At 34.6% G+C, this 24,910-nt stretch carries 27 protein-coding genes; 4 read left to right on the top strand and 23 right to left on the bottom strand.

Annotated elements, in window-relative coordinates; all coding sequences use genetic code 11:
* Nucleotides 1-150: 150 nt before the first annotated feature.
* From LS81_RS07250 to LS81_RS07235, 4 genes are read right to left on the bottom strand one after another with little or no spacing between them, the layout of a single operon-like run.
* Nucleotides 151-930 (bottom strand): TerB family tellurite resistance protein, encoded by a 780-nt coding sequence (locus LS81_RS07250; protein ID WP_034346223.1) that lies wholly within the window; start codon nt 928-930, stop codon nt 151-153.
* A gap of 27 nt (nt 931-957) precedes the next feature.
* Complete coding sequence (locus LS81_RS07245; RefSeq protein WP_034318644.1) at nt 958-1,266, bottom strand: hypothetical protein; 309 nt, start codon at nt 1,264-1,266, stop codon at nt 958-960.
* A 28-nt stretch (nt 1,267-1,294) separates the two neighbouring features.
* A complete protein-coding gene (locus LS81_RS07240) occupies nt 1,295-2,194 on the bottom strand; it encodes an HdrB C-terminal domain-containing protein (RefSeq protein ID WP_034346220.1) in 900 nt (299 codons plus the stop codon).
* Nucleotides 2,195-2,203: 9 nt separating this feature from the next.
* A complete protein-coding gene (locus LS81_RS07235) occupies nt 2,204-2,992 on the bottom strand; it encodes a DUF5644 domain-containing protein (protein ID WP_034346217.1) in 789 nt (262 codons plus the stop codon).
* A 268-nt stretch (nt 2,993-3,260) separates the two neighbouring features.
* Here LS81_RS07235 and LS81_RS07230 point away from each other — a divergent pair, with 268 nt between their 5' ends.
* Nucleotides 3,261-4,988 carry an excinuclease ABC subunit UvrC gene (locus LS81_RS07230; RefSeq protein WP_034346214.1) on the top strand — a complete coding sequence of 576 codons (1,728 nt, stop codon included), beginning with the start codon at nt 3,261-3,263 and terminating at the stop codon, nt 4,986-4,988.
* Between the two features lie 401 nt (nt 4,989-5,389).
* Here the strand turns inward: LS81_RS07230 and rplQ are convergent, their stop codons facing one another.
* The 18 genes from rplQ to LS81_RS07140 all read right to left on the bottom strand — a co-directional run bounded on the left by rplQ (nt 5,390) and on the right by LS81_RS07140 (nt 20,615).
* The gene (rplQ, locus tag LS81_RS07225) at nt 5,390-5,743 is read right to left on the bottom strand and encodes a 50S ribosomal protein L17 (protein WP_034346211.1); all 354 of its coding nucleotides are present in this window, start codon (nt 5,741-5,743) and stop codon (nt 5,390-5,392) included.
* Between the two features lie 10 nt (nt 5,744-5,753).
* Nucleotides 5,754-6,767 carry a DNA-directed RNA polymerase subunit alpha gene (locus LS81_RS07220; protein WP_034346208.1) on the bottom strand — a complete coding sequence of 338 codons (1,014 nt, stop codon included), beginning with the start codon at nt 6,765-6,767 and terminating at the stop codon, nt 5,754-5,756.
* Between the two features lie 18 nt (nt 6,768-6,785).
* Complete coding sequence (rpsD, locus tag LS81_RS07215; RefSeq protein ID WP_034346205.1) at nt 6,786-7,412, bottom strand: 30S ribosomal protein S4; 627 nt, start codon at nt 7,410-7,412, stop codon at nt 6,786-6,788.
* An 11-nt stretch (nt 7,413-7,423) separates the two neighbouring features.
* Complete coding sequence (gene rpsK, locus LS81_RS07210) at nt 7,424-7,819, bottom strand: 30S ribosomal protein S11 (protein ID WP_004088492.1); 396 nt, start codon at nt 7,817-7,819, stop codon at nt 7,424-7,426.
* Between the two features lie 10 nt (nt 7,820-7,829).
* Nucleotides 7,830-8,192 carry a 30S ribosomal protein S13 gene (rpsM, locus tag LS81_RS07205; RefSeq protein ID WP_004088490.1) on the bottom strand — a complete coding sequence of 121 codons (363 nt, stop codon included), beginning with the start codon at nt 8,190-8,192 and terminating at the stop codon, nt 7,830-7,832.
* Between the two features lie 3 nt (nt 8,193-8,195).
* Nucleotides 8,196-8,309, bottom strand: coding sequence for a 50S ribosomal protein L36 (gene rpmJ, locus LS81_RS07200; RefSeq protein ID WP_004088486.1), 114 nt, complete (start codon nt 8,307-8,309; stop codon nt 8,196-8,198).
* Nucleotides 8,310-8,517: 208 nt separating this feature from the next.
* Nucleotides 8,518-9,618 (bottom strand): MFS transporter, encoded by a 1,101-nt coding sequence (locus tag LS81_RS07195; RefSeq protein WP_233715941.1) that lies wholly within the window; start codon nt 9,616-9,618, stop codon nt 8,518-8,520.
* Nucleotides 9,619-9,748: 130 nt separating this feature from the next.
* Complete coding sequence (locus LS81_RS07190) at nt 9,749-10,294, bottom strand: FKBP-type peptidyl-prolyl cis-trans isomerase (protein ID WP_104696526.1); 546 nt, start codon at nt 10,292-10,294, stop codon at nt 9,749-9,751.
* A 10-nt stretch (nt 10,295-10,304) separates the two neighbouring features.
* Nucleotides 10,305-11,237, bottom strand: coding sequence for a tetratricopeptide repeat protein (locus LS81_RS07185; protein WP_034346200.1), 933 nt, complete (start codon nt 11,235-11,237; stop codon nt 10,305-10,307).
* A gap of 21 nt (nt 11,238-11,258) precedes the next feature.
* Complete coding sequence (locus LS81_RS07180; protein WP_034346198.1) at nt 11,259-11,978, bottom strand: OmpA family protein; 720 nt, start codon at nt 11,976-11,978, stop codon at nt 11,259-11,261.
* Nucleotides 11,979-12,035: 57 nt separating this feature from the next.
* Nucleotides 12,036-13,322, bottom strand: a complete 1,287-nt coding sequence (gene tolB / locus LS81_RS07175; RefSeq protein WP_034346195.1) for a Tol-Pal system protein TolB — start codon at nt 13,320-13,322, stop codon at nt 12,036-12,038.
* Nucleotides 13,323-13,684: 362 nt separating this feature from the next.
* Nucleotides 13,685-14,287 (bottom strand): GTP-binding protein, encoded by a 603-nt coding sequence (locus LS81_RS07170; RefSeq protein WP_052096601.1) that lies wholly within the window; start codon nt 14,285-14,287, stop codon nt 13,685-13,687.
* 144 nt (nt 14,288-14,431) lie between these two features.
* Nucleotides 14,432-15,145 (bottom strand): UMP kinase, encoded by a 714-nt coding sequence (gene pyrH / locus LS81_RS07165; RefSeq protein ID WP_034319515.1) that lies wholly within the window; start codon nt 15,143-15,145, stop codon nt 14,432-14,434.
* Between the two features lie 275 nt (nt 15,146-15,420).
* On the bottom strand, nt 15,421-16,536 hold the full coding sequence (locus LS81_RS07160; RefSeq protein ID WP_034346193.1) for a hypothetical protein: 1,116 nt from the start codon (nt 16,534-16,536) through the stop codon (nt 15,421-15,423).
* A 194-nt stretch (nt 16,537-16,730) separates the two neighbouring features.
* The gene (locus LS81_RS07155; protein WP_034346190.1) at nt 16,731-17,711 is read right to left on the bottom strand and encodes a DUF2393 family protein; all 981 of its coding nucleotides are present in this window, start codon (nt 17,709-17,711) and stop codon (nt 16,731-16,733) included.
* A gap of 6 nt (nt 17,712-17,717) precedes the next feature.
* A complete protein-coding gene (gene hisIE / locus LS81_RS07150) occupies nt 17,718-18,455 on the bottom strand; it encodes a bifunctional phosphoribosyl-AMP cyclohydrolase/phosphoribosyl-ATP diphosphatase HisIE (protein ID WP_034346188.1) in 738 nt (245 codons plus the stop codon).
* A gap of 55 nt (nt 18,456-18,510) precedes the next feature.
* The gene (locus LS81_RS07145) at nt 18,511-19,590 is read right to left on the bottom strand and encodes an SPFH domain-containing protein (protein WP_034346186.1); all 1,080 of its coding nucleotides are present in this window, start codon (nt 19,588-19,590) and stop codon (nt 18,511-18,513) included.
* A gap of 98 nt (nt 19,591-19,688) precedes the next feature.
* Nucleotides 19,689-20,615, bottom strand: coding sequence for a branched-chain amino acid transaminase (locus LS81_RS07140; protein ID WP_034346185.1), 927 nt, complete (start codon nt 20,613-20,615; stop codon nt 19,689-19,691).
* Nucleotides 20,616-20,911: 296 nt separating this feature from the next.
* Between LS81_RS07140 and LS81_RS07135 the strand changes: the two genes are divergently transcribed.
* The 3 genes from LS81_RS07135 to coaE are packed head-to-tail and all read left to right on the top strand — an operon-like array spanning nt 20,912 to nt 23,221.
* Nucleotides 20,912-21,595 carry a response regulator transcription factor gene (locus LS81_RS07135; RefSeq protein WP_034346184.1) on the top strand — a complete coding sequence of 228 codons (684 nt, stop codon included), beginning with the start codon at nt 20,912-20,914 and terminating at the stop codon, nt 21,593-21,595.
* Nucleotides 21,589-22,578 carry a sensor histidine kinase gene (locus LS81_RS07130; protein ID WP_034346182.1) on the top strand — a complete coding sequence of 330 codons (990 nt, stop codon included), beginning with the start codon at nt 21,589-21,591 and terminating at the stop codon, nt 22,576-22,578. Before LS81_RS07135 ends, LS81_RS07130 begins: the two co-directional genes overlap by 7 nt.
* A 43-nt stretch (nt 22,579-22,621) precedes the next feature.
* Nucleotides 22,622-23,221, top strand: coding sequence for a dephospho-CoA kinase (gene coaE / locus LS81_RS07125; RefSeq protein WP_034346181.1), 600 nt, complete (start codon nt 22,622-22,624; stop codon nt 23,219-23,221).
* A gap of 244 nt (nt 23,222-23,465) precedes the next feature.
* On the opposite strand, the gene lysA is transcribed toward coaE, so the two are convergent.
* Entirely contained in the window at nt 23,466-24,806 is a 1,341-nt protein-coding gene (gene lysA, locus LS81_RS07120; RefSeq protein WP_034346179.1) for a diaminopimelate decarboxylase, read from the bottom strand.
* Between the last annotated feature and the right edge of the window lie 104 nt (nt 24,807-24,910).

The raw sequence follows: 24,910 nt of genomic DNA, 5'->3' as shown, positions 1-24,910 counted from the left end.
TCTATAACAGAAAGAAAACTTTAGAAAACTGCAGCAACCCCTTATCTATTTGTTTGTAGGTTTTTGAAAGTTTTATAAATTGTAAAAGGGAGATATTAGGTAGACACCACTTACAAGCTAGGCTTGTGTTTTATCTGAGATACAATTTGCTTAAGATACTTCTTTTAAAAGAACCGCATAAGCTTCAGAAATCTTCCTTAAATCTTGCCCACCATTCTCATTGTATGGTTTTCCTAAATTCTTTGGATCAGTTATATTTTGCCTTTTTTGTTTGAAAAAGTCATTATATTTAGAATCTAGTTTATCTTTAGTAAAGCCATCTGTAAGCCCAAAAAGTTCTAATGCTTCACTTTTTGTAAGTGGAACATATGCTTCATTAAGAGCCTTAAAACTATCATACAAATGGTTGAAATCTGTGTTATCAATTTCTAGAATAGCAGCGACATTGATGATGCAATCTTCCTCTTCTTGTGAAAAGTTACCATCTGCATACGCCAAAGTAAACATAAATTCGATAATCTTCACTCTTTTTTTGTATTGCCCAATTGTCTCATCTGCAAATAGCTCTGCTAATTCTTGTATATCATCTCTTCCAGATTCTTTATAGATTTCCAAAAACAGCTCACTTGGTTGATCAGAATCTTTTGCCATATCATCAATAATGCCTTTTACAAGTCGTTCTTCCAATATGCAACTCTTGTCATCCGCATAGCTCAATTTGCTTAATATACGTATAATAATGCCATATTCAGTGCATTTCAACTTTTCTTTTGGGCTAAGTATCGGTCGCTCTTGTACATACTCATGCTGTCTTTGTGGTTGTAGAACATCCCTATCGGTTGGTACAATGGGATTACTAAGATAACCTTGAAAGGTTTTATAGAGATAAAATATAATTCCTGCTGCAATTAAAAATAATACTAATTCCATTTTGCTTCCTTACATAAGATATAAATCCTAGAGTTTTAACTTCTTTCTCAATTCTTGTTTACGCACCTCTTCTGCTTCAAGTGCTTGCTTTTTGAGTAGCTTTCTTTCTTCATTCTGTTTTTCCGCCAAAACACGCCTTTTTTCTCTTGCTTCTTGAATTTTGTGGCGATATTCATCTCTTTCTTTTGGATCTTGATATCTAATTGGCTTAATAAATGAAGCAAGTAATACCATAGCGGCCAAAATCCCTGCAACTGGTGCCTGCTCTGCTCCATTTAAATGATACCATGCCATACCAACAAAACAAGCAAAAAGAATCTTTAAAATGACTGCCATATCTTCAAAATCTCCGCAATGTATAGCCTTATGAAGCTTTATTATGTTGCACAAAATATGGATTAACTTTGTGTAGCTCAAACCCTGCTTCATTTGCCTTATCAAAGCAGACTAGCAATATCTGTGCCATATTAAGACTTGCTATACTGATGGGATCTCTCCTACAATATTTGGTACATAAATCCTGTTTGTTATCAAACATATCGAAAGTAGAAGCTGCAAACACGCACAAAAAATCAATCCCTAGATCAATCCCTTCATATAAAAGATCCCCACTTTTTTGATACGCTTTTTCAGAATCAATGTGAGCCAAATGAGTAAAGGATTGCAAACCTATTGGCTTATCAAGATAAGTCAAACCTAAAATTTTGAATAATTGTGGCAAATGTTTATATTCATCTTGCATATTGCAATCTGCATGTCTGCTCCCATAAAAAGCACACGTGCTAAAACCTTTTGTAATATTGTTTGGTGAGATGTGAGGGAAATTCTTTGCATTTTTGCCAAAGCTATATTTTACAGATTGTTCTATTTCTGCCATATAGTCTGCTAATATCGCTGGAAAATAAGCAATGCTATTTTGCAATATATCAATATCTAGTATGATATTTTGACTTTGTAACTCTGCTATGACAAAATCTCTTAATGATTGATTGTTGCGTAATAAATCGAGTGTAAAAACAAGATTTGCATACGAATCTTCCTCTATAGCCAATAACTTTTTCTCTTCAAGACTTGCAAATGCAATATTATATACATTTGCAAATATAAATTGCTCTAACGCACCTATCCTACCAAAGTATCCTCCGTGTGCTTTGAAGCTATTTTTTTTATCTAGCATTGTATATTGTATATTTAAATGCTTTAGGACTTGTTGTGTGGCAATGCTGAATGGACTATTTTTTAGACAATCATATATGAGATACATGGATATCCTTTATTGATATGTTTGTTGTGTGTGATTAGCATGTAAAATGCTTTGTATAAATGGCGTAAAACTTTCCGCTGCATTATAATCAGCTATGCGATTTTGACACGCAAAGTGATACTGCGAATTGATGTGAGACCTAAGTTCTGCCCATTCTTGATTTTTACATGTGGGTGAAATTAACATGCTCTGCAATGATTCTATTTGCGTATCGATTGCCCTGTTATGTGGCAGCATAAAGTTTGCAGTACTTACATGCCAAAAAATGCCACTTTCCTTACAAGAGATAAAATGCAGCAGCCTTTCTTTATGTAATGGGTAACGCAAACTCAACCATTTGATATATAGTAGAAACCCATCTCCACAATAGGAGTCATCATAAGAAGGCACGATAAAATTAATAAGCAAATATTTTTTCAACTCCTCTCTTTCACTTGGAGCGATAAAATCCATTAAGTAAAAAAAGTTATGATATTTTGCAAATGCCGCGTCTAAATCAAGTAACAAATCTTTTTTTGCATATCTTTTATTAAGTGGTTCAATCTCTAGGTAACAACCAAGCTTTTTTACAATCTCTTTTACAGTGAGATTCCCAAATACTGCATAGCCATTAATTCTACAATGTATAAATTGTAAATCTACACCAAACTCTTGATAGCCAAAATTTTTAGAATCCACTGCTTGAAATACATCCTTTAGCGTGTCATTTGCCTTGTAGTGTACTTCTTGCCTTACAAAACCATTCTGAAAATCTATGCGTGAGTCAAATGAAAATATGCTTAAATATAGCTTACCCATATAATCCCTTTATCCCATATGCTTGATATAGCAACCTAGTTATTGTGCTATGCTGAAAACAGAATCTTACCTTTATTTCTCTGCTTTTTCAAGCAAAATATTCAAAGTTATCAAACTTTAAGACAGGGTTGCGAAAATATTACTCCAAAGACTTATGCCTCTTGCCTAAAGATCTAAGAAGTAAGACATTGTAGAATATGTATTAAAATGATACAATATAATATTTGGATCTAGCCTTCTTATCTTTATGAGTATCAAAAGGATTTTTATGGATAATACCCTGCATTCACAGCTGCAAAAGATTCCAAGTGATCCAGGAATTTATCAATATTATGATAGTAACGGGCGTCTACTATATGTAGGTAAAGCAAAAAATCTTAAAAAGAGAGTGCGAAGTTATTTTACAAAAGAATGTATGCCAAATCCAAAAAATAGTCTTAGAATCCAACACATGGTCGCACAGATAGCAAGTGTTCATACGCTTGTTGTAGCAAATGAGCATGAGGCACTTATTCTTGAAAATTCATTTATAAAATCACAGAATCCAAAATACAATATTCTCTTACGTGATGATAAAACATATCCCTACATTACGATTAACCTTAGTGATTGTTATCCTAGATTTAGCATCACACGACGTATTATAAGACACAAAGACACGCTTTATTTTGGTCCATATCCCAAGGGAGCAAAAGAGATATTACAAAGTCTTTATGAACTTTTTCCACTTGTGCAACAAGCAAGCTGTCTGAAAGGCAAAAAGCCATGCCTTTACTATCAAATAGGGAAATGTCTTGGCGTGTGTAGCATAAAAGATTCTCAAACAAAAGCCAAATACAACTCGTATGTGCAACAGGCTATAATGCTTATGCGAAATACAAATAAAATGCAAAAAGCTTTGGAATCTAAAATGTTTTCCTTTGCAGAAAAAGAGCTTTTTGAGCAAGCAAAAATATGTAAAGATTGCATTGATGTATTGCAGGAAGTAAAACAATTTTGTGCGGTGGATATGAAAAAGCTTTATAATGCTGATGTGTATAGTTTTGTATTGCAAGGCAATCATGGAATCTTATTGAAGCTTTTTGTGAGAGATGGAAAGGTTGTAAGCACTCATCATCAATTTGTAAAACCAAACTTACCAGAGCGATATTACGCAAATAAAGATAATCCAACCAGTCCTTTGCAAAAAGAGTTTATGTGCGAGGAATTGTTGCACGAAGAGTTGGCCTGTGAGATCTATACACAAGCACTTTTAAAGATTCTGAAAGAAGGATCTTTATGCGATGATATTATTCTTGCTGATATAAGCACAACTAGTCTAGCGATATTAAAAGATTCTATGCCTGAATTATCATCAAAGCTTTTTGCTCCACAAAAAGGTGAAAAGTTGCGTCTTGCCACACTTGCACGCACAAATGCTTTACACATACTTACACATAAGACAAATATGTATGCAAAGCAAGATCAGATACTAACTGGGATTAAAGAACTCTTTGCATTAGACCATGAGATTACAAGTATTGAAGTATTTGACACAAGTCATCATAGTGCTAGTTTTATTGTTGGCGGTATGATAAGTTACATGGATTATGACTTTTATAAACCTGGATATAGACACTATAATTTAAGTGGCAAGGATGAATACTCACAAATGAGAGAAATGCTAACAAAACGAGCACAAAGTTTTGATAAAAACCCAGCACCAAGCCTATGGCTGCTTGATGGCGGATTAGCACAAATTAACCTTGCACTAGATATTTTAGAATCAAGCGGTGCGAGAGTGAGTGTGTTGGCTATTGCAAAAGAAAAAAGAGACTTTAAAGCTTATCGTGCAAAAGGTCATGCAAAAGACATTGTGCGTTCTAAAAATTTAGAGTTTAGATTGCAAGGTAACGACTTACGTTTGCAATTTTTGCAAAAGCTACGCGATGAGGCACACAGATTTGCTATCACCTTTCATCGCAATAAAAAAGTGAAACATATTAATAATGAGTAACTAAATGTATAACCCCGTATCACTTTAGGATCTTGCATATAATCTCTAAAATCCTTTGGTCATTTCCATCATGTGGCATTATGTTAAAAAGTCCAATCATGCTAGATACTCAACGCAGGTAGAATAAGGATATCCACAAAAAACAAATGGTATTGCAGTTTCTCAATATCTACTGCAAAGCATGATCAAACGATATTACAAAAAAGCTGAAACATTCTTCATGCAAGATTTTTAGCAATAATGATACGTCAGGTATAATGCACATAAGCTTTACAATGTGTTAAAATATTATTGAATAAGTGAGAGATAATTTAAAATTTATTTACATGTAGCGGTAAAAATTGTGTGCCCGACCCATAAAGGCCAACATCACGTATATATTTGGAGTCACACAATATTCTTTATTCAACAAACTCAATAATGGCCATAGTAGAAGCATCACCTCTTCTAATACCGCTTCTTTGAATACGAGTATAACCACCATTTCTTGCAGAAAATTTAGGTGCTATTTCAGTGATTAACTTTTTTGTAGCTTTTTTGTTCTGCAATTCAGCAAACACATACCTATGGGTATTGAAATCTGCATTTTTTGATGCGGTAACAAGTTTTTCAATATAACTCTGTAATTCCTTTGCCTTAAATACACCTGTCTCAATTTTACCATGTTCAATGAGTGCAATACTCAAATTTCTTAGCAACGCCTTTCTGTGAGATGAAGTCCTACCTAATTTTCTATAACCATGTTTATGTCGCATATTATTCCTTTTAATTTTGTCCTTTTAATTTTGCCAAACGCTTACTTAGAGTTGTAGCCAAATCATGTGGTAGATCCGCACCAATGGCATAACCAACCTCATTCAATTTTGCTGCAATCTCATCAAACGATCGTTTACCTAAGTTTTTGATATTTTTCAAATCATTTTCATTCATCAATACCAATTCACCTATGTATTTAATATTTGACTTCTGCAAACAATTGCTTGGGCGATGCTCAAGATTAAGTATCTCAACACTTGATAACAACACTTTTAGCTCTGGGCTATCATCATTCAATCGACCATTGCTTGTTGGCACATCACTAAGTTCTGCACCAAATACACTCATTTGAGAATGCATAATAGCAACTGCTTCCTTAAAAGCTTCCATAGGCTCAATTTGCCCATTTGTCTCTACTTCAAACACAATTTTTTCGAAGTTAGGATTACTTTCGTGTAAAACATTCTCAATCTCATACACAGCCCTCTTTACTGGCGTAAAATCAGCATCAAGTGGTATATACTCACTACCTATCTCTTCTCGAATAACCTCACTCGCCACAAATCCTAAACCTTTATGCACTAGAATAGAAAATTTAAGTTTAGCATCACTGTTAATGTTTGCTAAATGAGAATCCCCACTCAGCACAGTAATACTTTCATTACTTAAATGCTCACCACGCAACTCCATTGGACCATTAAACTCATAGTGCAATTCAAATCTTTCTTGTTGCTGCATATCATCATTTACTTTAAACTTCAAGTTTTTAATATTCACAATAAATGGCGCTACATCTTCAGCGACCCCACGTACAGTATCAAACTCATGACGTACACCTTCGATCTTTATACCTATTGGTGCATATCCTACAGAGCTTGATAGTAACAACCTACGCACAGGATGAGCTATTGTAATAGCATAATGAGGTTCAAAGGGATACGCATGTAATCGAATATGATTTGGTGCAATTTCCTCTATCTCAAGCTTTTCTGGAATATATGGTCTTACCTTTATGCTTTTCATACTAAACCACCTTATGTATTATTTTGAGTATAGCTCAACGATTAAACGCTCCTCTATTGGAATCTCAACCTCGCTTCTTTCTGGATTACGCGTAAAAATACCAAACTTTTTATCCCTATCGATATCAACCCAAGGCACAATACCTGTTTGTTCAGTAAGGTCAAGTGAACGTATGATTTGCACATTATTCTTACTTTTTTCCCTTATTTCAACTTTTTGTCCTTGTTTAATCTGGAATGATGGGATATCTACACGTTTACCATCAACCAATATGTGCCCATGAGTTACAAGTTGCCTTGCAAATCTTCTTGTAGTTGCAAAACCCATTCTATACACAACATTATCAAGACGTAATTCAAGCAAACGAATAAGATTTTCACCTGTATTGCCCTCTTGTCTATTTGCCTCCTTAAAAATAGAGCGAAATTGTTTTTCACTAATACCATACATAAACTTTGCTTTCTGTTTTTCACGTAATTGCAAACCATAATCAGATATTTTACCGCGTCTCATGCCGTGCTGTCCAGGACCATAATCCCTTTTTTCACGTGCACTTTTACCAGCCAATCTACGCTCACCCTTTAGTGCAAGCGAAACACCTAGTCGTCTCTCAATTTTTTCTACAGGTCCTCTATATCTTGCCATGCAATACTCCCTTACACTCTTCTTCTTTTAGGAGGACGACAACCATTATGCGGCAATGGTGTTACATCCTTTATCCACAACACTTTAATACCTTCAATCGCACCAACACTTTTTACAGCAGTCTCACGCCCACTACCTGGACCTTGCACCTTAATACCAACTTCTTTAATACCATGTTCTTTTGCTTTGGATAACGCAGATTCCACAGCTTGCTGTGCAGCATAAGGTGTAGATTTTTTACTACCTTTAAAACCTAATCCACCAGCAGTAGCCCAACACAAAACATTACCCATTTCATCAGTAACCGTTACATTTGTATTATTAAATGAAGCAGCAATACATACAATCCCACGAGCAATATTCTTTTTTACCACTCTTTTTTTAACATTTGTTTGTTTTTTTGCCATACGCTACTCCTTACTTGCTACCAACGGTTTTTTTCTTACCTTTTCGTGTGCGAGCATTATTTTTTGTTGTTTGCCCACGCACAGGTAAGCCTTTTCTGTGTCTTAAACCACGATAACTGCCTAAATCCATAAGAGCCTTGATATCCATTGTTACTTTTTTGCGTAAATCACCCTCAACCATATAACTTTCTTGAATCTTTTTTGAGATTTTTGAAATATCATCTTCGCTGAGATCATGAACTCGCTTATCAAAAGAAATATTTACAGCATTCAAAATATCTCTTGAGCTCTTAAGCCCAATACCATAGATATAAGTGAGTGCATATTCTACTCGTTTCTTTTTTGGCAAATCTACACCAGCAATTCTAGCCATTTTTTATCCTTGTCTTTGTTTATGTTTTGGATTCGCACAAATTACACGAATCACACCTTTGCGTTTAATGACTTTGCATTTATCGCACATTTTTTTGACCGATGGTCGAACTTTCATAACGGACTCCTAAGAAAACGGATTTAACCCAATTTTGGATTAAGCCCAAGATTGTATCTAATAATAGTAAATATAAAGGAAACCTTCGATCTCAAACAATAAAGATAACATTGACTTTAGATGCAACAAGATAGAGCGGACTTAATATATAAATGCCTATGGTGGACAAATATTTTATTTGCGTGCGCACTACCAAGAAAACCTTAAATTATTCTATAACAACAACTCTCTGGGCATAATATCCAACAACGTTTAATAATAAACTAAGTATTATAAGCATAAAAATTGCGTAAGTAAAACTATGATATGCGTCGTGAATCTTTCCGATAATCCATGGGCAAATAGAAGCCATAAGATAGCCTATCCCCTGCGACATAGCTGACAATTTAGTCGCCACAGAAGCATTTGCACTCTTACTCGAAATAAAGAGCAAAGCAACACTAAAAACACCACCTATAGGAACACCGATAAAAATGGAAGCAAGTATAACTAGCCACATTTCATGTGAAATAAGCAATAAGGAATAACTTATTGCATAAAGCATACAGATAACCACGATAGCAACATCTCGTAGTCTTTGACGCAGAGAATGTAACCATAGCGGAATGATAAATGAGAGCGGAACAATGATGCATTGCATTAGAATCATGATGTGAGAAATAAAACTCTTATCAAACCCGAAATCAATAAGCAAACTCGGATACCATGCAAAAAAGCTATACGCCATTGCACTCTGTAATCCCATAAAGAGTGTTATCTTCCATGCATGCATATTTGCAAAGAGTGAACCTGCTACTGCGTAGCTTCGCTTTGGACGAAAAATCCTACGATTTTTTATCTGCGGTAAGTAACTTACAAAAGCAAGAATAGCTAGTATCACCCAACAACCAAAAGCCAAAGGCAACGGTAAAATATGTGCTAACGGAAGTATAGCAATCATCCCTAATGCAGCAGAAATATTGAGTACCAAACTATAAATTCCCATAACCTTTGGAATCTCGCGAGGAAACTTAACCTTTACAAAGCTCGGTAGCAACACATTTGCAATAGCAATGCCAGAACCCATAATCGCTGTACCAACAAATAAGGTTATGCTATCTCCAACACAGCGCAATATCTCACCAAGAATTATACACACAAGCCCAAAGAACATCGCTCTTATAGGTTGAAATACCGCAACCAAAAACGAAACTACACCAAATGCCAATAATGGTAACGAGGTCAACAATCCTACTTGCGCTGAACTAAGCTCATAATAGTCTTGCAAAAGATTTGCAATAGGGCCAACAGATGTAATAGGTCCACGCAAATTGATACTTATGAGTATAATCGGTAAAAGGTTTATGAAGTAAATCTTTTTACGAGACATCTTGCCTTACCCTCCACTATTTGCATAATTCTAGCAAATAAACTTTACACACCATTCCTTATATCAAAGTTTAATGACTGCAACCGCAGCCACCACCACCACCACCACAGCAGCCACCGCCGCCATGTCCATGACCACCACTAGAACAACCGCAGCCACCGCCCATACTAGCTATGATCTCATCATCAGTAGCCTCCCTCACATTAAGTACTTCAACCTTAAAATCTAAGGTTTTTCCTGCTAATGGATGGTTATAATCAATCAACACCGAAGTATCGTTAAAATCAGCAACAATAACTTGCACGGGCATACCATTCTCAGCCTGACCAAATAACGTCATGCCTTTTTCTAGCTCAATATTTCCAAATTGTTCTCTACTCACTTCTTGAATAAGCTCTGGATTACGTATACCATAAGCAAGTTCTGGCACAACACTAAATTCTAGTTTATCTCCAATCTTTGCATTTTTTATATGTTGCTCTAAACCTTCAATAACTTGGGACTGTCCAACAATAAATTCGAGTGGTTTATTATCCTGATTACTATCGATTGGTTGCTTTGTTTCAGAATCGATCACTTCATAATTAATTGACACAACATTGTTATTTTCTATCATAATGTATCTCCTATTTTGATAAAATATCTTGGGCTTTACGACCTTGCTCACTTTCAGGGAACAAGGCAACCAAGGTTTGTAAAAACTTTATGTAATTATCTGGATCATTCAAGTATTTAAATGACCATGCTGTGTGCCATAGTAAAATGGGCATATAGTTAGCCTTACTATCAAGGCTGGCACTCGTTTTATAGTAAGGTAATGCCTTATTATACTCTTTTCTTGCATAATATATTTCACCGATGTAATAGCTTGACTCCGCTACTGCAAACCGCTGATCAATAAGATATTCAAAATAAGCCTTTGCCTCTTCATTTTGCTTCTTACGCAAAAGATTTTTTGCTTCACGCAGATTCTTATCATTATCAGGTGAAAAATTATAAGTTTGTTTTGATGCGCTACCATTTACCTGCATAGAATCTATGATTGGCTGATTTTGGATACCTTGTATATTATTTTGTAGTGCCAAGGCTTGTTCGCTTAAAACTTGTATTTGTTTTATAATCTCATCATTAGCCTGCAAAAATGCCTCTGATAATTTATCAATCTTTTGATTAATTTGCTCAATATTCTTAGTATTTGCTTCAACTTGAGCTTTCAAGTTTTTAACAAGTTCTGCTTGAGATTTTTGCGACATTTGGTAGGAATTCACAATATCTTGAATATTCTGGATTTTCTCTATCTGATTCTTAATTGCAATGCTATCCTGCCTTGAGGTTACACTCATCCCCTCATAAACAGTTTTTAATCCATCAACTGCTTGTTCTAAATTCACAATTTTATTTTGAAAATCACCAATAACAGAACGTGTAAAATCCGCGATATCCTTAAGATCCTGCATATCTTTCTTTGTGGCACCACTCTGTAGTTCAAATGCTGAAGGTTCAGCATAGAGTAACATAAATGATGATGCAAATACTAATACAGACCTCTTAAGTTTCATTACAAAAACCTCTTGCTATTCTTATTGCTTTTCAACTATATCTGTGCGTCTATTTTTAGCATAGCACTCAGAAGTCTTCTCTTTACATACAGGCTTGTGCATACCATAAGAAATTGTTGAGAACATATTTTTTGGTAATCCTTGCAACACGAGAGCATCACGTACTGATATCGCTCTCTTTAAACCTAATGCAGTATTGTATTCATCACCACCAAACTCATCAGTATTACCCTGCAATACAACAGCCTCAATACCCTTCTCTTTGATAAAATCTGCATTTGCCTTTATATAATCTTTCATATCTGCTCTAATATTGTACCTATCAAAGTCAAAATAAATTGTAGTAAGAGAATCCACTTTGACTGCATCACCATAAGCTGGACCGACTTCATTATTATCGTCATTTCCAGCATATGTTTCATCAGTATCATCAGCAGTGTTTCCAAGCCCACCATTTCCATTAGCTTCGCTATCATTGTCTACATAAGGCTCACTTGAATTGGAATTATTATCACTATAGCCATCTTCATCACTTGCAGCACCATCAGGCATAAACCCTCCCTCAGGTAACCCAGCACCACCTGGGCTTGCCACTGTCTCCTCAGGCTCTTGAGTATCTACTTTGTGTTGCATTTCTGTAGTTTTTTGCGTGGTGTTACCATCTTTTTCTACACTTTTACTACCACAACCAACCGCAAAAAAAAGTGCGACTAAAACACTTGAGAGCTTTAAATACTTCATGCTGTCTCCTTAAACTTTGAAAAATCTTACACTATTCTATCAAAAAAAACGAAAAGATTACCAATCAAACGCTTGAATTTTTATATTTTTTAGTGGGAAAAGGAAGCTTTTGTTAATCGACAATCGAATAATGCCAATTGCTTGCTCATTCTTCTGTTGACGTAAAAACATAATAGAATCCCCATCATGAGAAAACACTGGGATTCTATTTGTACCTATTTTACTCAAACGTCGAACATAATCACTATTGGCCGAAACTAGGTAGAGGTTAAAGACATTTAGTCCACTCTCCTCATCACTCTCCCTGCTAGAATACACCACATATTGCCCAAAAGTTGATATCGTGCTATTGTTACGTCCTCTAAATACAATTTGCGTGACATTAGCATTTGGTATAAGATCCTGCATAAAGATATTTGGATACCCAAGTCTATCAGACACAAATACAAAGCTTTTTTCATTGTTAGTAAAGTGTGCATTGACATCAATACCAGAATATCTTGTAAGCTGTGTTAACTTTTTACTCTTTATCTCATACAAAAATATATCACTTAGCCCAACTGGAGCAAGCGATAAGAGTAACTTATCGCCATGTCTAGACACATCAGACACTACCGCCATGCCTTGACTTGAGATAATTTTCTCATTTTTTCCATTATACATATTATACTTATATATGGTTGCCTCATGTGTTACAAGCGTATAATAGAATTCTTGCTGATCATTATCTGCCCATTTTGGAAACATATTAAGGCCATTGCTAATAATAGTTTTTTGGTAAGTAAAAGTATAATCTGCAATAAGAATATTGCTACGACCAGAATCAACATAATTTGAAAAGATAACATAACGATTAAGCCAATCAGCTTTTGGTGCTTTAATATAGTCATTAAGATAACTTGCCATGGCATGCGCAATAAAAGGATAACGCTCTATTTCATCTTCTCTGTATTCTGTCGTAATGGTTTTACCACTTGCATACTCATATAAGCTAAGAGTGGCTGTAAGAGTATTACCTTTTTTCTTTTGCGATACTTGAGCAATAAAATTCATATTCTTATTTTTATAATCTTGCAACGCAAGATCGCTTTGTAAGACATCAGCCCGCAATGTATCATCATAATACACATTAAAAGGTCCAAGTGTCCTTAGATCTTGCACCAACATTTTATATATTGCCATAGTATTATCAGCACCATCACTACTTACAACTTGGATATTTGGGATATTATCAGTTTGTCTTGTTACAACGATTGTTTTATCTTCTGCATATAAACTCATAGAATGCAAGGCAAACATCATACAAAATGCAAATATCGTATAAAAACACCTTAAGCAATACATCATACTCCCTTAGCCATAAATTTTATTACCCATGTAGAATAATAGCAACTTATTGTTAAAAACACGAAATAATTATTATGTAGCTGCTTCACACTGTCTATACAACTTTATACTTGATGTCCTAGATTCTGAGAATAAATTATTATAAGTGTTTTCTATCTTAAGCTTTGTTGCCACAACGCTCATTCACAAAACACCTAGCGACTATAAAACTTTAATTATCAAATACAAAGCAGGTATATTATAGTATTAATTAAACACCTAAAATTATCATTATAACCACCATATTCACTGCAATATTGCTTAGATATGTTCAATAAGAAACCATCATAACTCATAGAATGTAGCACGAGAAATTGTAATCACCAATTCAGACTCGCATATAAAATTGCATGATAGAGTTGTTGTATGGCTTGTGGTGTTTTTTTAAGCGTTGAAATTGTGATCTTATTTTGAGCTTTTAATTTGTGATAGTCGCTTTTGTTTAATTTGTCATCCTTTGTGTAAATTTGTAAGAGTTTACAATCTTGCCTAGATTCTGTAATCGCTTTTAAGAATCTCTCAATCTCTGCATCTATCGCTAAATCTGTATGACGGGAGTCGATTAAATGGCAAAACAATTTAATACTTTGTCGCTTATAGATGAAATCAGTAAGATGTTTATCCCAAATTTTCTTTGTATCCTTGCTCACCTTTGCATATCCAAAGCCTGGAAAATCGATAAATACAAGTGGAATTCGCATAGATTTTGTGCATGATGATTCTTCTTTATTGTGCATTGCAATCTCATCGAGTTCCACTGCATCATAAATTATAGAATCTTCTTTATTAGCAGATAATTCCCAAGTAGTGCTAAAAAAATTTATAAGCTTTGTTTTGCCTGGTGTGCTTGAACTTTTTGCAAGTTTATGATTAAGCAAAAGATTAATAATAGAGCTTTTGCCTACATTACTCCGTCCCAGCATAGCTATTTCTGTATAATTTGGTGCAGGACAATCCTTTATTGTTTGTGCTGATTGCATAAAATATGATTGTAATACATTAATGTGAGTATGCATCTGATTTTGTATAAACATGAGCTCTATAAACTTCTATATAATTAAAATAAGTTAACGCACGAGCGAAAACTCACCTTTTTCATGAACCAATACATCGATGAGATTATTTGGCTTAAACATGTTGCATACTAAAATAGGGAGTTTGTTGTCTTTAGCAAGTGCTATTGCGGTGTCATCCATAACTTTAATATGGTCCCTCAATGCTTCATCATAAGTTAATGTAGGTAAAAGTTTTGCATCACTATACTTATGTGGATCTTTATCATAAACGCCATCTACTTTTGTGGCTTTCACAATTACAGCAGACTCAATCTCAATAGCACGTAATACTGCTGCAGTATCTGTTGTAAAATATGGGTTCCCTGTACCAGCACCAAAAATCACGATACGCCCTTTTTCCAAATGTCTTAAGGCACGTCGATGGATATAACTTTCACATACCTCCGTTACATCAATACCGCTTTGCACTCTCACATCAAGCCCTAAACTTTCCAAAGCCTCCTGCATTGCCACAGCATTAATAATGGTTGCAAGCATACCCATATAATCCCCACTTGTACGCTTAATAAGCCCACCTTGAGCAGCATTGACACCGCGAATAATATTCCCCCCACCAACAACAATGCCAATTTCTAACCCACACTCATATAAATTTTTAATCTCTTTTGCAATAAACTTTAGGATATCTAAATCGATACCAAATCCACCAGAACCAGCAAGAGCTTCACCAGAAAATTTAATCAAAACACGCTTTTTCTTTTGCATAACGAACCCTCATATCAATAACATAATATTAAAATGGTATTATAAATAATTTATGTGTATAGGACTTTAACAATGAAATGAAATCGCCCTAAAATGGCACAAATTTTGTGATGTATCACCCACTGCCCTCACGCGATAAATACCTAGCATTCAAACAATCAGCATCATCATGAAAAATAAAAGTGTATATATCTTTTTTAAAAATCCTTAAGGCAACAACTCGTTATTTACAATAGCAAATAAATAAAGATGTAAGCTAGATGTGTCCAAACCGATTAAGCCTCTTGTCGCTGAATAGATTCACCACCCGCCACAATATCAGCAATTTTATTAAAATCCATATGTAGTGCAAAATTCTCTTGAAAATCCAAGAAATGATAGAATCTATCTGTTGTCGTATAGATATAGCCAAGCATTTGCGTTTTATCCCTACGCATGAGATTTTCTTTAAAATACTTTTCAACATCAGGTAACATTTTGTCAAAGTCATCTGTGCCTGGAAACCTGCGTCCACTCGCAAAAACAAGTCTAATTTTGTTACATTGCACTTCTTTTACTTTCAGCATATAAAGTGCTTCCAGCCATGTTGTGCTACTTGGTTCTATAGATAACAAACGAATATCATATTTCAATAAATCTTTTTCATAGTTTGTATTTTCCACAACTCGACCGATAAGTCCCTCTTCTTCATATTCCTTATTAAATTTATCAATCTCATCATGAATAATCTTTAGCGTGGTATCAATACTTTTTCGCTTTACCTTATATTTTTCCTCCAAACTCATATCAGTTGGGTCCAATATAGCTTTTGGGAGTGCGACATGCAACCCACAACGATCTTCCCTGCAAAAATCTAAATATCGATAAATATTATTCAATATATCATCTGTGTGAGTATTCCAATCAGGGATATAAAAGGCAAATGGCGGCTCCTTCCTTACAGGATTCTTTTTTGATTCTGCAACAAGGTATCGCAAGTATACATAACGATAAGAATCTGGCATACTATAAATCATTTTATCTTCAATAGGCAACACCTTGTTATACCACGATGGTTCGACTTTGACAACCCTATTTTCCCAATCTACAGGTGTTTTTATAAATGGACGATTGGCTCTAATTGGTCCAGCAACAGAATTACTCATCTCGATAAAAGGAATCTTTGGATCATTCTTAATATAGCGATAATGACCATCAAAAGACATTACATAATCTGGTGTTTGGGAGCAAAAATGTGTCAGAAGTTTTGTGAATGGAATCTTAGCAAGGACATAAGGCTCAATTTCTGCGTAATCATACTCTATCGAATCATGCTTGGCAATATATTGCAAAAAGGCTTTAGCAAATAAGCTTGTGTTTGCAGATGATAGGCACAATAGTTTTACAGCCATATTTTTCTCCCACTTGGTATTGATATCAACTTGTTTAACATGAACCATCTATTATAACATTATTTTATATTGTTTTAAAATAATTAACCAAAAAATATGCAAAATTCCCAGCGAACCATACATTCAATCTTTAAAAAACCTATTAGGTATTCATAGAAGCAAAACAATAAATCCATTGAAAATAATCATAGATTCTATCTAGGCATTTCCTTTAATAGTGGTGGATTAAATCTATCCCTTTCTTCACGCCAATTTGGTGACATTTTCTCCTCTTGCGGTGGCAGCACAACCTGTGGTGGTATGCCCTGTGATTGCGAAGTATTGCTCTCTGGTATTACATTGGCGTTGTTTTGCATTTGATTGTCTTTAGATTCCATATCCTGATTTATGTTATTATTTGTCTCAACCCTTGTATTTGAATCCCCTAGAGAATCCTCTACACTCATTGCTTGGGATTGCGACACCACTTCCTTGCTTCTCTTAGCATTCTCCAATTGTTCTATCTCATCTGTATAAGCCCTCATATCATCCTTGCCCGCTTCGTCTGCCACCTGTTTAGAAGCCTTGTCTTCTCCGCTGCCATTTTTAGCATCATCTTTGTAAAATCCTTGCAAAACCTTTGCCCCCTCTTTATGCCGCACCTTACCATAACATTCTACTTTTGTAATATATTTTTCTCCTTTATGTGCATAATTCTCCATAACCTCTGAAATATTTACACTTTGTCCTACTTTCAAGTCCATGGGGATATCCCTGTTATATACTTTTTTTGGTTTTACATAATTGAGTATAATATGTTTATATTTTGTCATGCCTTGCTCATTATCTGTATCATAAAGAATCTGATGTGAAAAGACACAACCTGCGATATTTCTCTTACCAACATTTGTGATTGTTGCAATATATTGATACACATCAGAATAATTATAAGTGCGATCATAGGCAATCTCTTTGTCTATCTTATAAAATCGCTCTTCCATAAAATAACGCATCGCAAAAGGAATAGCAACAATAAAACAAAACCCTAACAAAAATAAAGGAATAGAAATAATTTTTTTGCGAAATGAAATGAAAGATAAAAACACAAAACACATAGCAATCAATGCAAACGACGCAAATAAAATCAAATCATATAGATGAAAGTAAGAAATAAAATTAAGTATTTGCTCTTTCATGCCTACTTATTCCTTATCAGTACGCACTTGTGTTCTGCTTTGCTTTTCTGCAATCCCACTTGTGCCCATACGTCTTATAAGTTCCTGATAGATTCTATCTGGGTGGATACCCTCACTTGCAAGTCCTACTAAAACATGATAAAACACATCGGCACATTCATAGATGATTTCTTCAGAATTCTTATCTTTCAATGCAAAACAGAACTCTCCTGATTCCTCAATAATCTTCTTTGCAATAGCATTTGTCCCTTTTGCAAAGAGCGAAGCAGTATAAGAAGTTTTCACATCAGCATGCCGACGTTCCAAAAGCGTGTGGTAAAGTGTATCTAATGTGTCATATGTCTTTATGCTATGCTTTAGAGAATCTTTTGCTACATCTAGCCCCTCTTGCTTAATACCAACATGTTCCTTACCAATAGATGCGAGCAAATCAATTCTTTTAAAAAAACATGAATACTGACCCGTATGGCATGCTGCTCCCTTTTGACGCACACGGAGCAAAATAGAATCGCTATCACAATCAAGCTTTATTTCACACACTTCTTGTATATTGCCACTTTGCTCACCCTTTTTCCAAATTCTTTGCTTTGAGCGTGAGAAGTAATGTGCAATCCCAGTTTGCAAAGTAAGCTCTAATGCCTCCTCATTCATATAGGCGAGCATGAGCACCTCATTGCTAACAGAATCTTGTGTTACACAAGGGATTAGCCCATTGCTATCCCAAGCAATATGTAAATCTTTCATCTCTTATTCGCCCAATAACATTGTTTTGCAAGATTCATAAAACCACTCTCAAATACTAGTGATTATTGCTAATTGTTGTGCGTTGTTTCGACTTAGAATCTACCCAAATATTTGGCACAGAACCACCAGGTGTGAGGAATATTTGTGCATCTTTGTTTTCTTTCAACGCCTCATTAAATTTACCTTGTACGTCAATTTGACGCAATTCAAGTAATCGCTGTGATAGGCTCTCACTTAAGAGTTTATTTGCTTGTGCCTGTCCTTTTGCCTCAATAATTGCAGCATCAGCTCTACCCTGTGCTCTTTCTCTCAAGGCATTGGCTTCCTGTTTTGCTCTATCTGCTTCTTGTTTTGCTGCTTGTACTTGCTCAATTCTCTCTTTTACCATAGGCGGCAACACAATTTCTCTTAATTGAATAGAATCAAAGATAACTGGTTGATTTGGTGTAGATCGCAACTTCGCTTCAAAACTTGAAGTTATAAGTCCTGCTATCTCATCACGTTTGTTTGGCAAATCCTCTGCAGGATAATTACCAACAACGCTGCGAACAACATCTCTTATAACTGGATTAATAATCTTTTGTTCCCATGATAGGCGGTAATTCTTAATAGTTTCTGGTACTTTACTTGGATCAAGTCTATATTGCACAGTAAGTTCAATAGATACAGGTAAACCACGCGAGTCCATAACACTAATAGCATCGTTACGCAATACGCTTTGATCATCTCTTCCAACACTGCCCATATCTTCATTACGCGAAAAATGCAAAACTCTCATGCGCGTATCTACAACTATAACCTGCTGAATAATTGGTATAAAAAAGTGTAAACCTGGGGTTAAAGGGACATCATCATATTTACCTAGGTTTACCTTAATCCCAACCTCACCAGAATTAATAATAACAAATGGTCGTGCAACTACAAAATTAATTACAAGAATAACTGCGAGTATAATAAGAATTAAAAACTTTCCGCTCGGCATACTTGGCATTGGCATAGAATCTACGCCAAACCCACCCCTATTGTTTCTACCATTATTACTATTTCCACTATTCCTGTTGTCATTATTTTGTGGAGTTTGCTTTGGTGCATTGCTTTGTTGCTTACGTCTATGTTCGTTTAAATCTATTGGCATCTATTTCCCTTTATAGTCAAGTTCAAATGAATGATGATGTATGATTATAGCACAATATTATAAAATCCACTGCCCACAATCATAGCGTCATATAGACGTCATTCATTAACATATGTCAGTAAATGTGCGTATTTCTCGTGTTCTCCCATAACGATTTTAAAAAACTCATCTTGCAATCTTTTTGTCATATCTCCACGGCTACCTGTACCAATAACGCGAAAATCTACTTCACAAATTGGTGTAATCTCTGCTGCAGTTCCAGTAAAGAATGCCTCATCTGCGATATACACCTCATCTCTTGTAATGCGTCTTTGTTCAACCTTTATACCCAAATCTTTTGCAAGTTCAAGGACTGTCTTCTGTGTGATAGATTCCAAAGTATTATCATAAGGCGGCGTGATCAATACCCCATTTCTAACGATAAAAAAGCACTCGCCACTACCTTCTGCCACAAAGCCATTATCATCAAGCAGTAAAGCTTCTTCAAAACCACTTGCAATGGCTTCATGCTTTGCCATTTGTGAGTTAAGATAATTGGCTGCTGCTTTTGCTTTACCCATTGTAGACTTCACATTATTTCGTACAAAAGAGCTAATTTTGACGCGAATCCCTTTTTGCAACGCCTCTTCACCTAAATATGCACCCCATTCCCATGCTGCAATAGCAGTCTCAACAGGGGAATTTAAATGATAAACGCCCATAGCACCATAACCAAGATAAATAATTGGACGGATATATACATTGCCTTTAAAATCACTATTATTTGCTCTTAGCAAGTCAATCTGTGCTTGTTTGAGCTCTTCTTTTGTATAAGGGCAATTAATCAATAAAATCTTTGCACTATTAAGCAATCTTTCTGTATGATCATCTAGACGAAATATTGCTAACCCTCGTTTTGTCATATAAGCCCTTGTACCCTCAAATACAGCATTACCATAATGCAAGGTATGACTTAGAATGTGTGTTGTTGCTTCACTCCATGGTATAAGTTTACCATTTTTCCAAATATGTGTTGATTCTTTCATATTCACCCTTTCTTTAATGATGTAGGATTCTACAAAACATAGCTTAAAAACCGCTTATTCTATCATAAAGTTGTCAAAACAAATGATTTTAAGTTAAAACACAACCTTAAAATATTCTTGACAGCCTACTTTAATACTTTGGTATTTTACTCATGAAGTTCTGCATATTGCATTTATGTAAAGCTTTGAATTATATAATTATGCTATATAGCATTTGGATTATTTTGTTATATATTATTCAGAAAAGGGTAGAATCTAAAACCGCATAATGCTAACTCAAAAGTAAAGGATAGCCAGTGAATGAAGTTATTTTATGTATTGATGATGAAGAAGACTTACTTGACTTAATTGAACTAAATCTAAATGCCGCCTTAAATACAAGTGGTTATGAAGTTATTGGTTGTTTGAATACTGATATGGCAAGAAGATTCTTAAAAAAAGAGCATGTATCTCTTATTTTAGTGGATAGAAATCTTGTTGCAGAAGATGGGTTAGATTTTATCAAGGAGGTCAAGGAACTAGGCTATGATATACCATTTATTGTGATGAGTGCCATGTCTTTACCTATGGAGCGAGTGAAAGGGCTGCATTATGCAGATGATTATGTAACAAAGCCTTTTAACTTTGATGAGCTTGTAGCACGCATTCAAGCTGTGCTAAGGCGATATAAAAAAGATTCTATAAGATCTGTGCTTAAATATAAAAATATAACTCTAGACATTAATGCAAAGGAGTTGAGTATCGAAGACATTAATATTCAATTAAGTCCGCTTGAGACACGTATTATGCAATGCTTTATGCAACATGCAGGTAAAACATTAAGCAGGGATTTTTTACTCGAACATGCATGGGGAAATAAAGATGGTTATCACGAAAATAGCGTAAATGTGGGTATAAAAAGGCTACGTAAAAAGATAGAAAAAGAAACAAAGGAAGTAAAGATTAAATCTATCCGCAATGAGGGTTATAAATTATGTTAATTTGTGGGATTTTCTTTGCCATATCTCTTCTTACCATTTTACTTGATTTCACAAGTATTGCCATGGTTTGCAATTTATTTGGTTTATTATTTGTATTGGCACACTTTTTACGTAACAAAGAAATGGCTAAAGAAAACCATCTTATAGAATCTACAAAAAAAGTCCTTTGCAATTTAAGAGAGAAGAGGTTTCAAGATATTAATTTCAAAGCATTGAAAAAAGATAATAATCCCTATGTTAGCGAGTTAAAAGATCTGAGTGAGGCTATGCAAAAACAGCAAAACCGAATCCAAAAACGCACAAAGAAACTACATGAAAAAAATCTGCAAATCACACAACTCTTAGGAAGTATATCACATGAAATAAAAAACCCATTAAGCATCATTCAAGCAAGTATTGAAACCATTTTGATTCATAAGGAAATGGAAGAAGAGACACAGAACAAATTGTTGCACCGCATTATGTTGTATAGCAAAAAGATTAACTCTCTTTTAAATAAGCTTACTTTGAGCGAGAGTTTAGAACATCATGTCATTACAATAAAAATGGAAAAATTTGACATTCTAACACTCTGTGAAGAAGTCATAGAAGGATTCCACAACTATCTTTTAAAGTCCGTATATCAAGACAAAAAGATTATCCTAGAAGGTAAAAACCGCTTAATATTTGCAGACAGAATCCTAATAGAGCAAGTTTTAAATAATCTCATTTATAATGCCTTGAAGTATGCGGATACACAAGTTATTGTGCAGATTCAAGATGATTATATTGCAGTAATTGATGATGGTCCTGGTGTGTCAAAAAATGAAATAGTGAATCTTACAAAAAAATACTATCAAGGAAGCAGTGCAAAACGAGGCAGCCACTCGTTGGGATTAGGACTTTTTATCGTAAAAGAAATTGCAAAAATCCACAACACAAAAGTAGAATTTTTTACAAGGCAAACAAAAAAAGAAGGGCTATGTGTGCATTTTAGAATATAAATTCCACACATAACACTTGTATAAAATAATAAAAGGAGTAATAATGTATTATGCAAATATACTCACAGGTGGTATTGGTTGTGGTAAAAGCACAACAGCAAGACTTTTAGCATTGCATGGATTTAGGATTATTGATGCAGATACAATAGCACACAAAGCATTAGAGATGGCCAGAGATAATGTTGTGTCAGTATTTGGCGATGAGATCTTAGAAACTAGCAATAAAGAAAGATATATTAGTCGTGAAAAATTGGGCAATATAGTCTTTAAAGATTCTAATAAAAAAATAGAATTAGAATCTATACTTCATCCACTCATTCATCAGCATATCACACGAGAATGTGAAATTTTAGAAAAAAAGAAAAGTCCATACTTTATTGATATCCCACTTTATTTTGAAAGTAAATATGAATATAAGAAACGTTTTGTAATCTGTGTATATGCTACAAGAGATATGCAAATACAACGCATACAATCTCGTAATAATCTAAGTCTTGAAGACACAATAAAAAGAGTAGATTCACAAATTGATATTGAAACAAAACGAAGAAAAAGTGATTTTGTCATTGAAAATACAAGTGACTTGAAAACACTACAAAGTAATATAGAATCTTTTCTACAAGAATTTTTGGGACATTATTAACCCTTCTTATGTATTTGAAGCTATACAGAATATAACACAATAACAATAAAATATACAAGCAACCATATCCTAAAAACCGCACTACTATGCTGTAAAAAGTAACTTAAGTCATTCTGTATAAAATCCTATTCTCACAGCATTTTCCTTTGATATCTGTATGCTATCATAGCATATATGATAATAGTTGGCTTATATATCATGTACTTAAGAACCCTATTTTGAGGTATATCCATGCCAAGATATTTTACTTACAATCCAAATCTGGCAATTTATTCAGACATGCAAGTTCATTTTGCACACTTAAATCAAAGTCTTCTCTCTCTTTTATAATATAAGACTCTCCTTTGTAAAGTGCAATCTCTGCAGGACGCATACGGGAATTATAGTTACTTGACATGCTGTATCCATATGCTCCAGCACTCTCAATAAGCAGTAAATCTCCACTTTCACAATGTGGCAGCTCAATATCTTTCCCTACATAATCTCCACTTTCACAAATTGCTCCAACAACATCACAAGTTTGAACACAATCTTGATCTTTATGTGCAACATGACTAATATGATGATAAGCATGATATAAACTCGGACGCAATAAATCATTCATAGCGCAATCCACAATAACAAATCTTTTATTAGCAGTTTGCTTCTCTCCGATAACACGCGTAAGCAATGCCCCACTATTTCCCATAATAAAGCGTCCAGGCTCACAAATAGCTGTAAAATCTAGTGCATCAATCTTTCTTATAATCTCATGAATGTAGTCTTGTATCACAAAGCTTTCTTCATTGTTATATGATATCCCAAAACCACCACCGATATCAAAGAATTTTAATGGAATCTGCAAGGCTTTAAGGCTTTTTGCAAGATCTAGAATTTTTTGTGTTGATTCTAAAAGTGGTGCTTTATCTAAAATCTGTGATCCAATATGATAATGTATGCCAATAGGATTTAAGAACTCACTTTTATGAGCATATATATAAAACTCTTTTACACTTTCTATATCTAAGCCAAACTTGTTTTCATGCAGTCCTGTCGAGATATATGGATGTGTTTTTGCATCAACATCAGGATTCACACGGATAGAAATTCTTGTTTGATATTGTATGGATTCTGGCATACTATAGGGTATAGAATCTGTTTTGTTGCTCTCCATTGTATGTGATGTCTTTTTTGCAATATGATCACCATAAAGCTTTTTTGTAATTGCTTCAATACGATAAAGCTCCATTTTAGATTCCACATTAATAAACAAAATACCAAGCTTTATTGCTTCCTCTATCTCATAGTCTTCCTTTCCCACACCACTAAAAATAATTTTATATGCAGGAATACCAGCAAGCAACGCACGTTTTACTTCATTTAAACTAACACAATCAGCTCCACTACCAAGCTTTGCAAGAGTCTTGAGAATGCTTAGATTAGAGTTTGCTTTCAGTGCATAACATATAAGAGATTTAAAACCACCAAAAGAATCTTTTATCTTAAGATATTGTTGCTGCAAAGATTCTATATCATAAATATAGAGCGGTGTACCATATTGTCTGGCAAGTTTCTCATAGTCGCATTGCACTTTAAAATGTTTCATTTCACTATCCTTTATAATCTTATTAGACAAAAACAAGCAATTCTAGCAAATAAAAAATAATTGACTTTAGAATCCAGTAAAAAAATATGTTAGAATACAGACTT

The organism is Helicobacter trogontum, from assembly GCF_000765905.2.
Lineage (GTDB): Bacteria > Campylobacterota > Campylobacteria > Campylobacterales > Helicobacteraceae > Helicobacter_A > Helicobacter_A trogontum.
The sequence above is the reverse complement of the archived record's forward strand: the minus strand, read 5'-3'. Positions and strand labels throughout refer to the sequence as shown.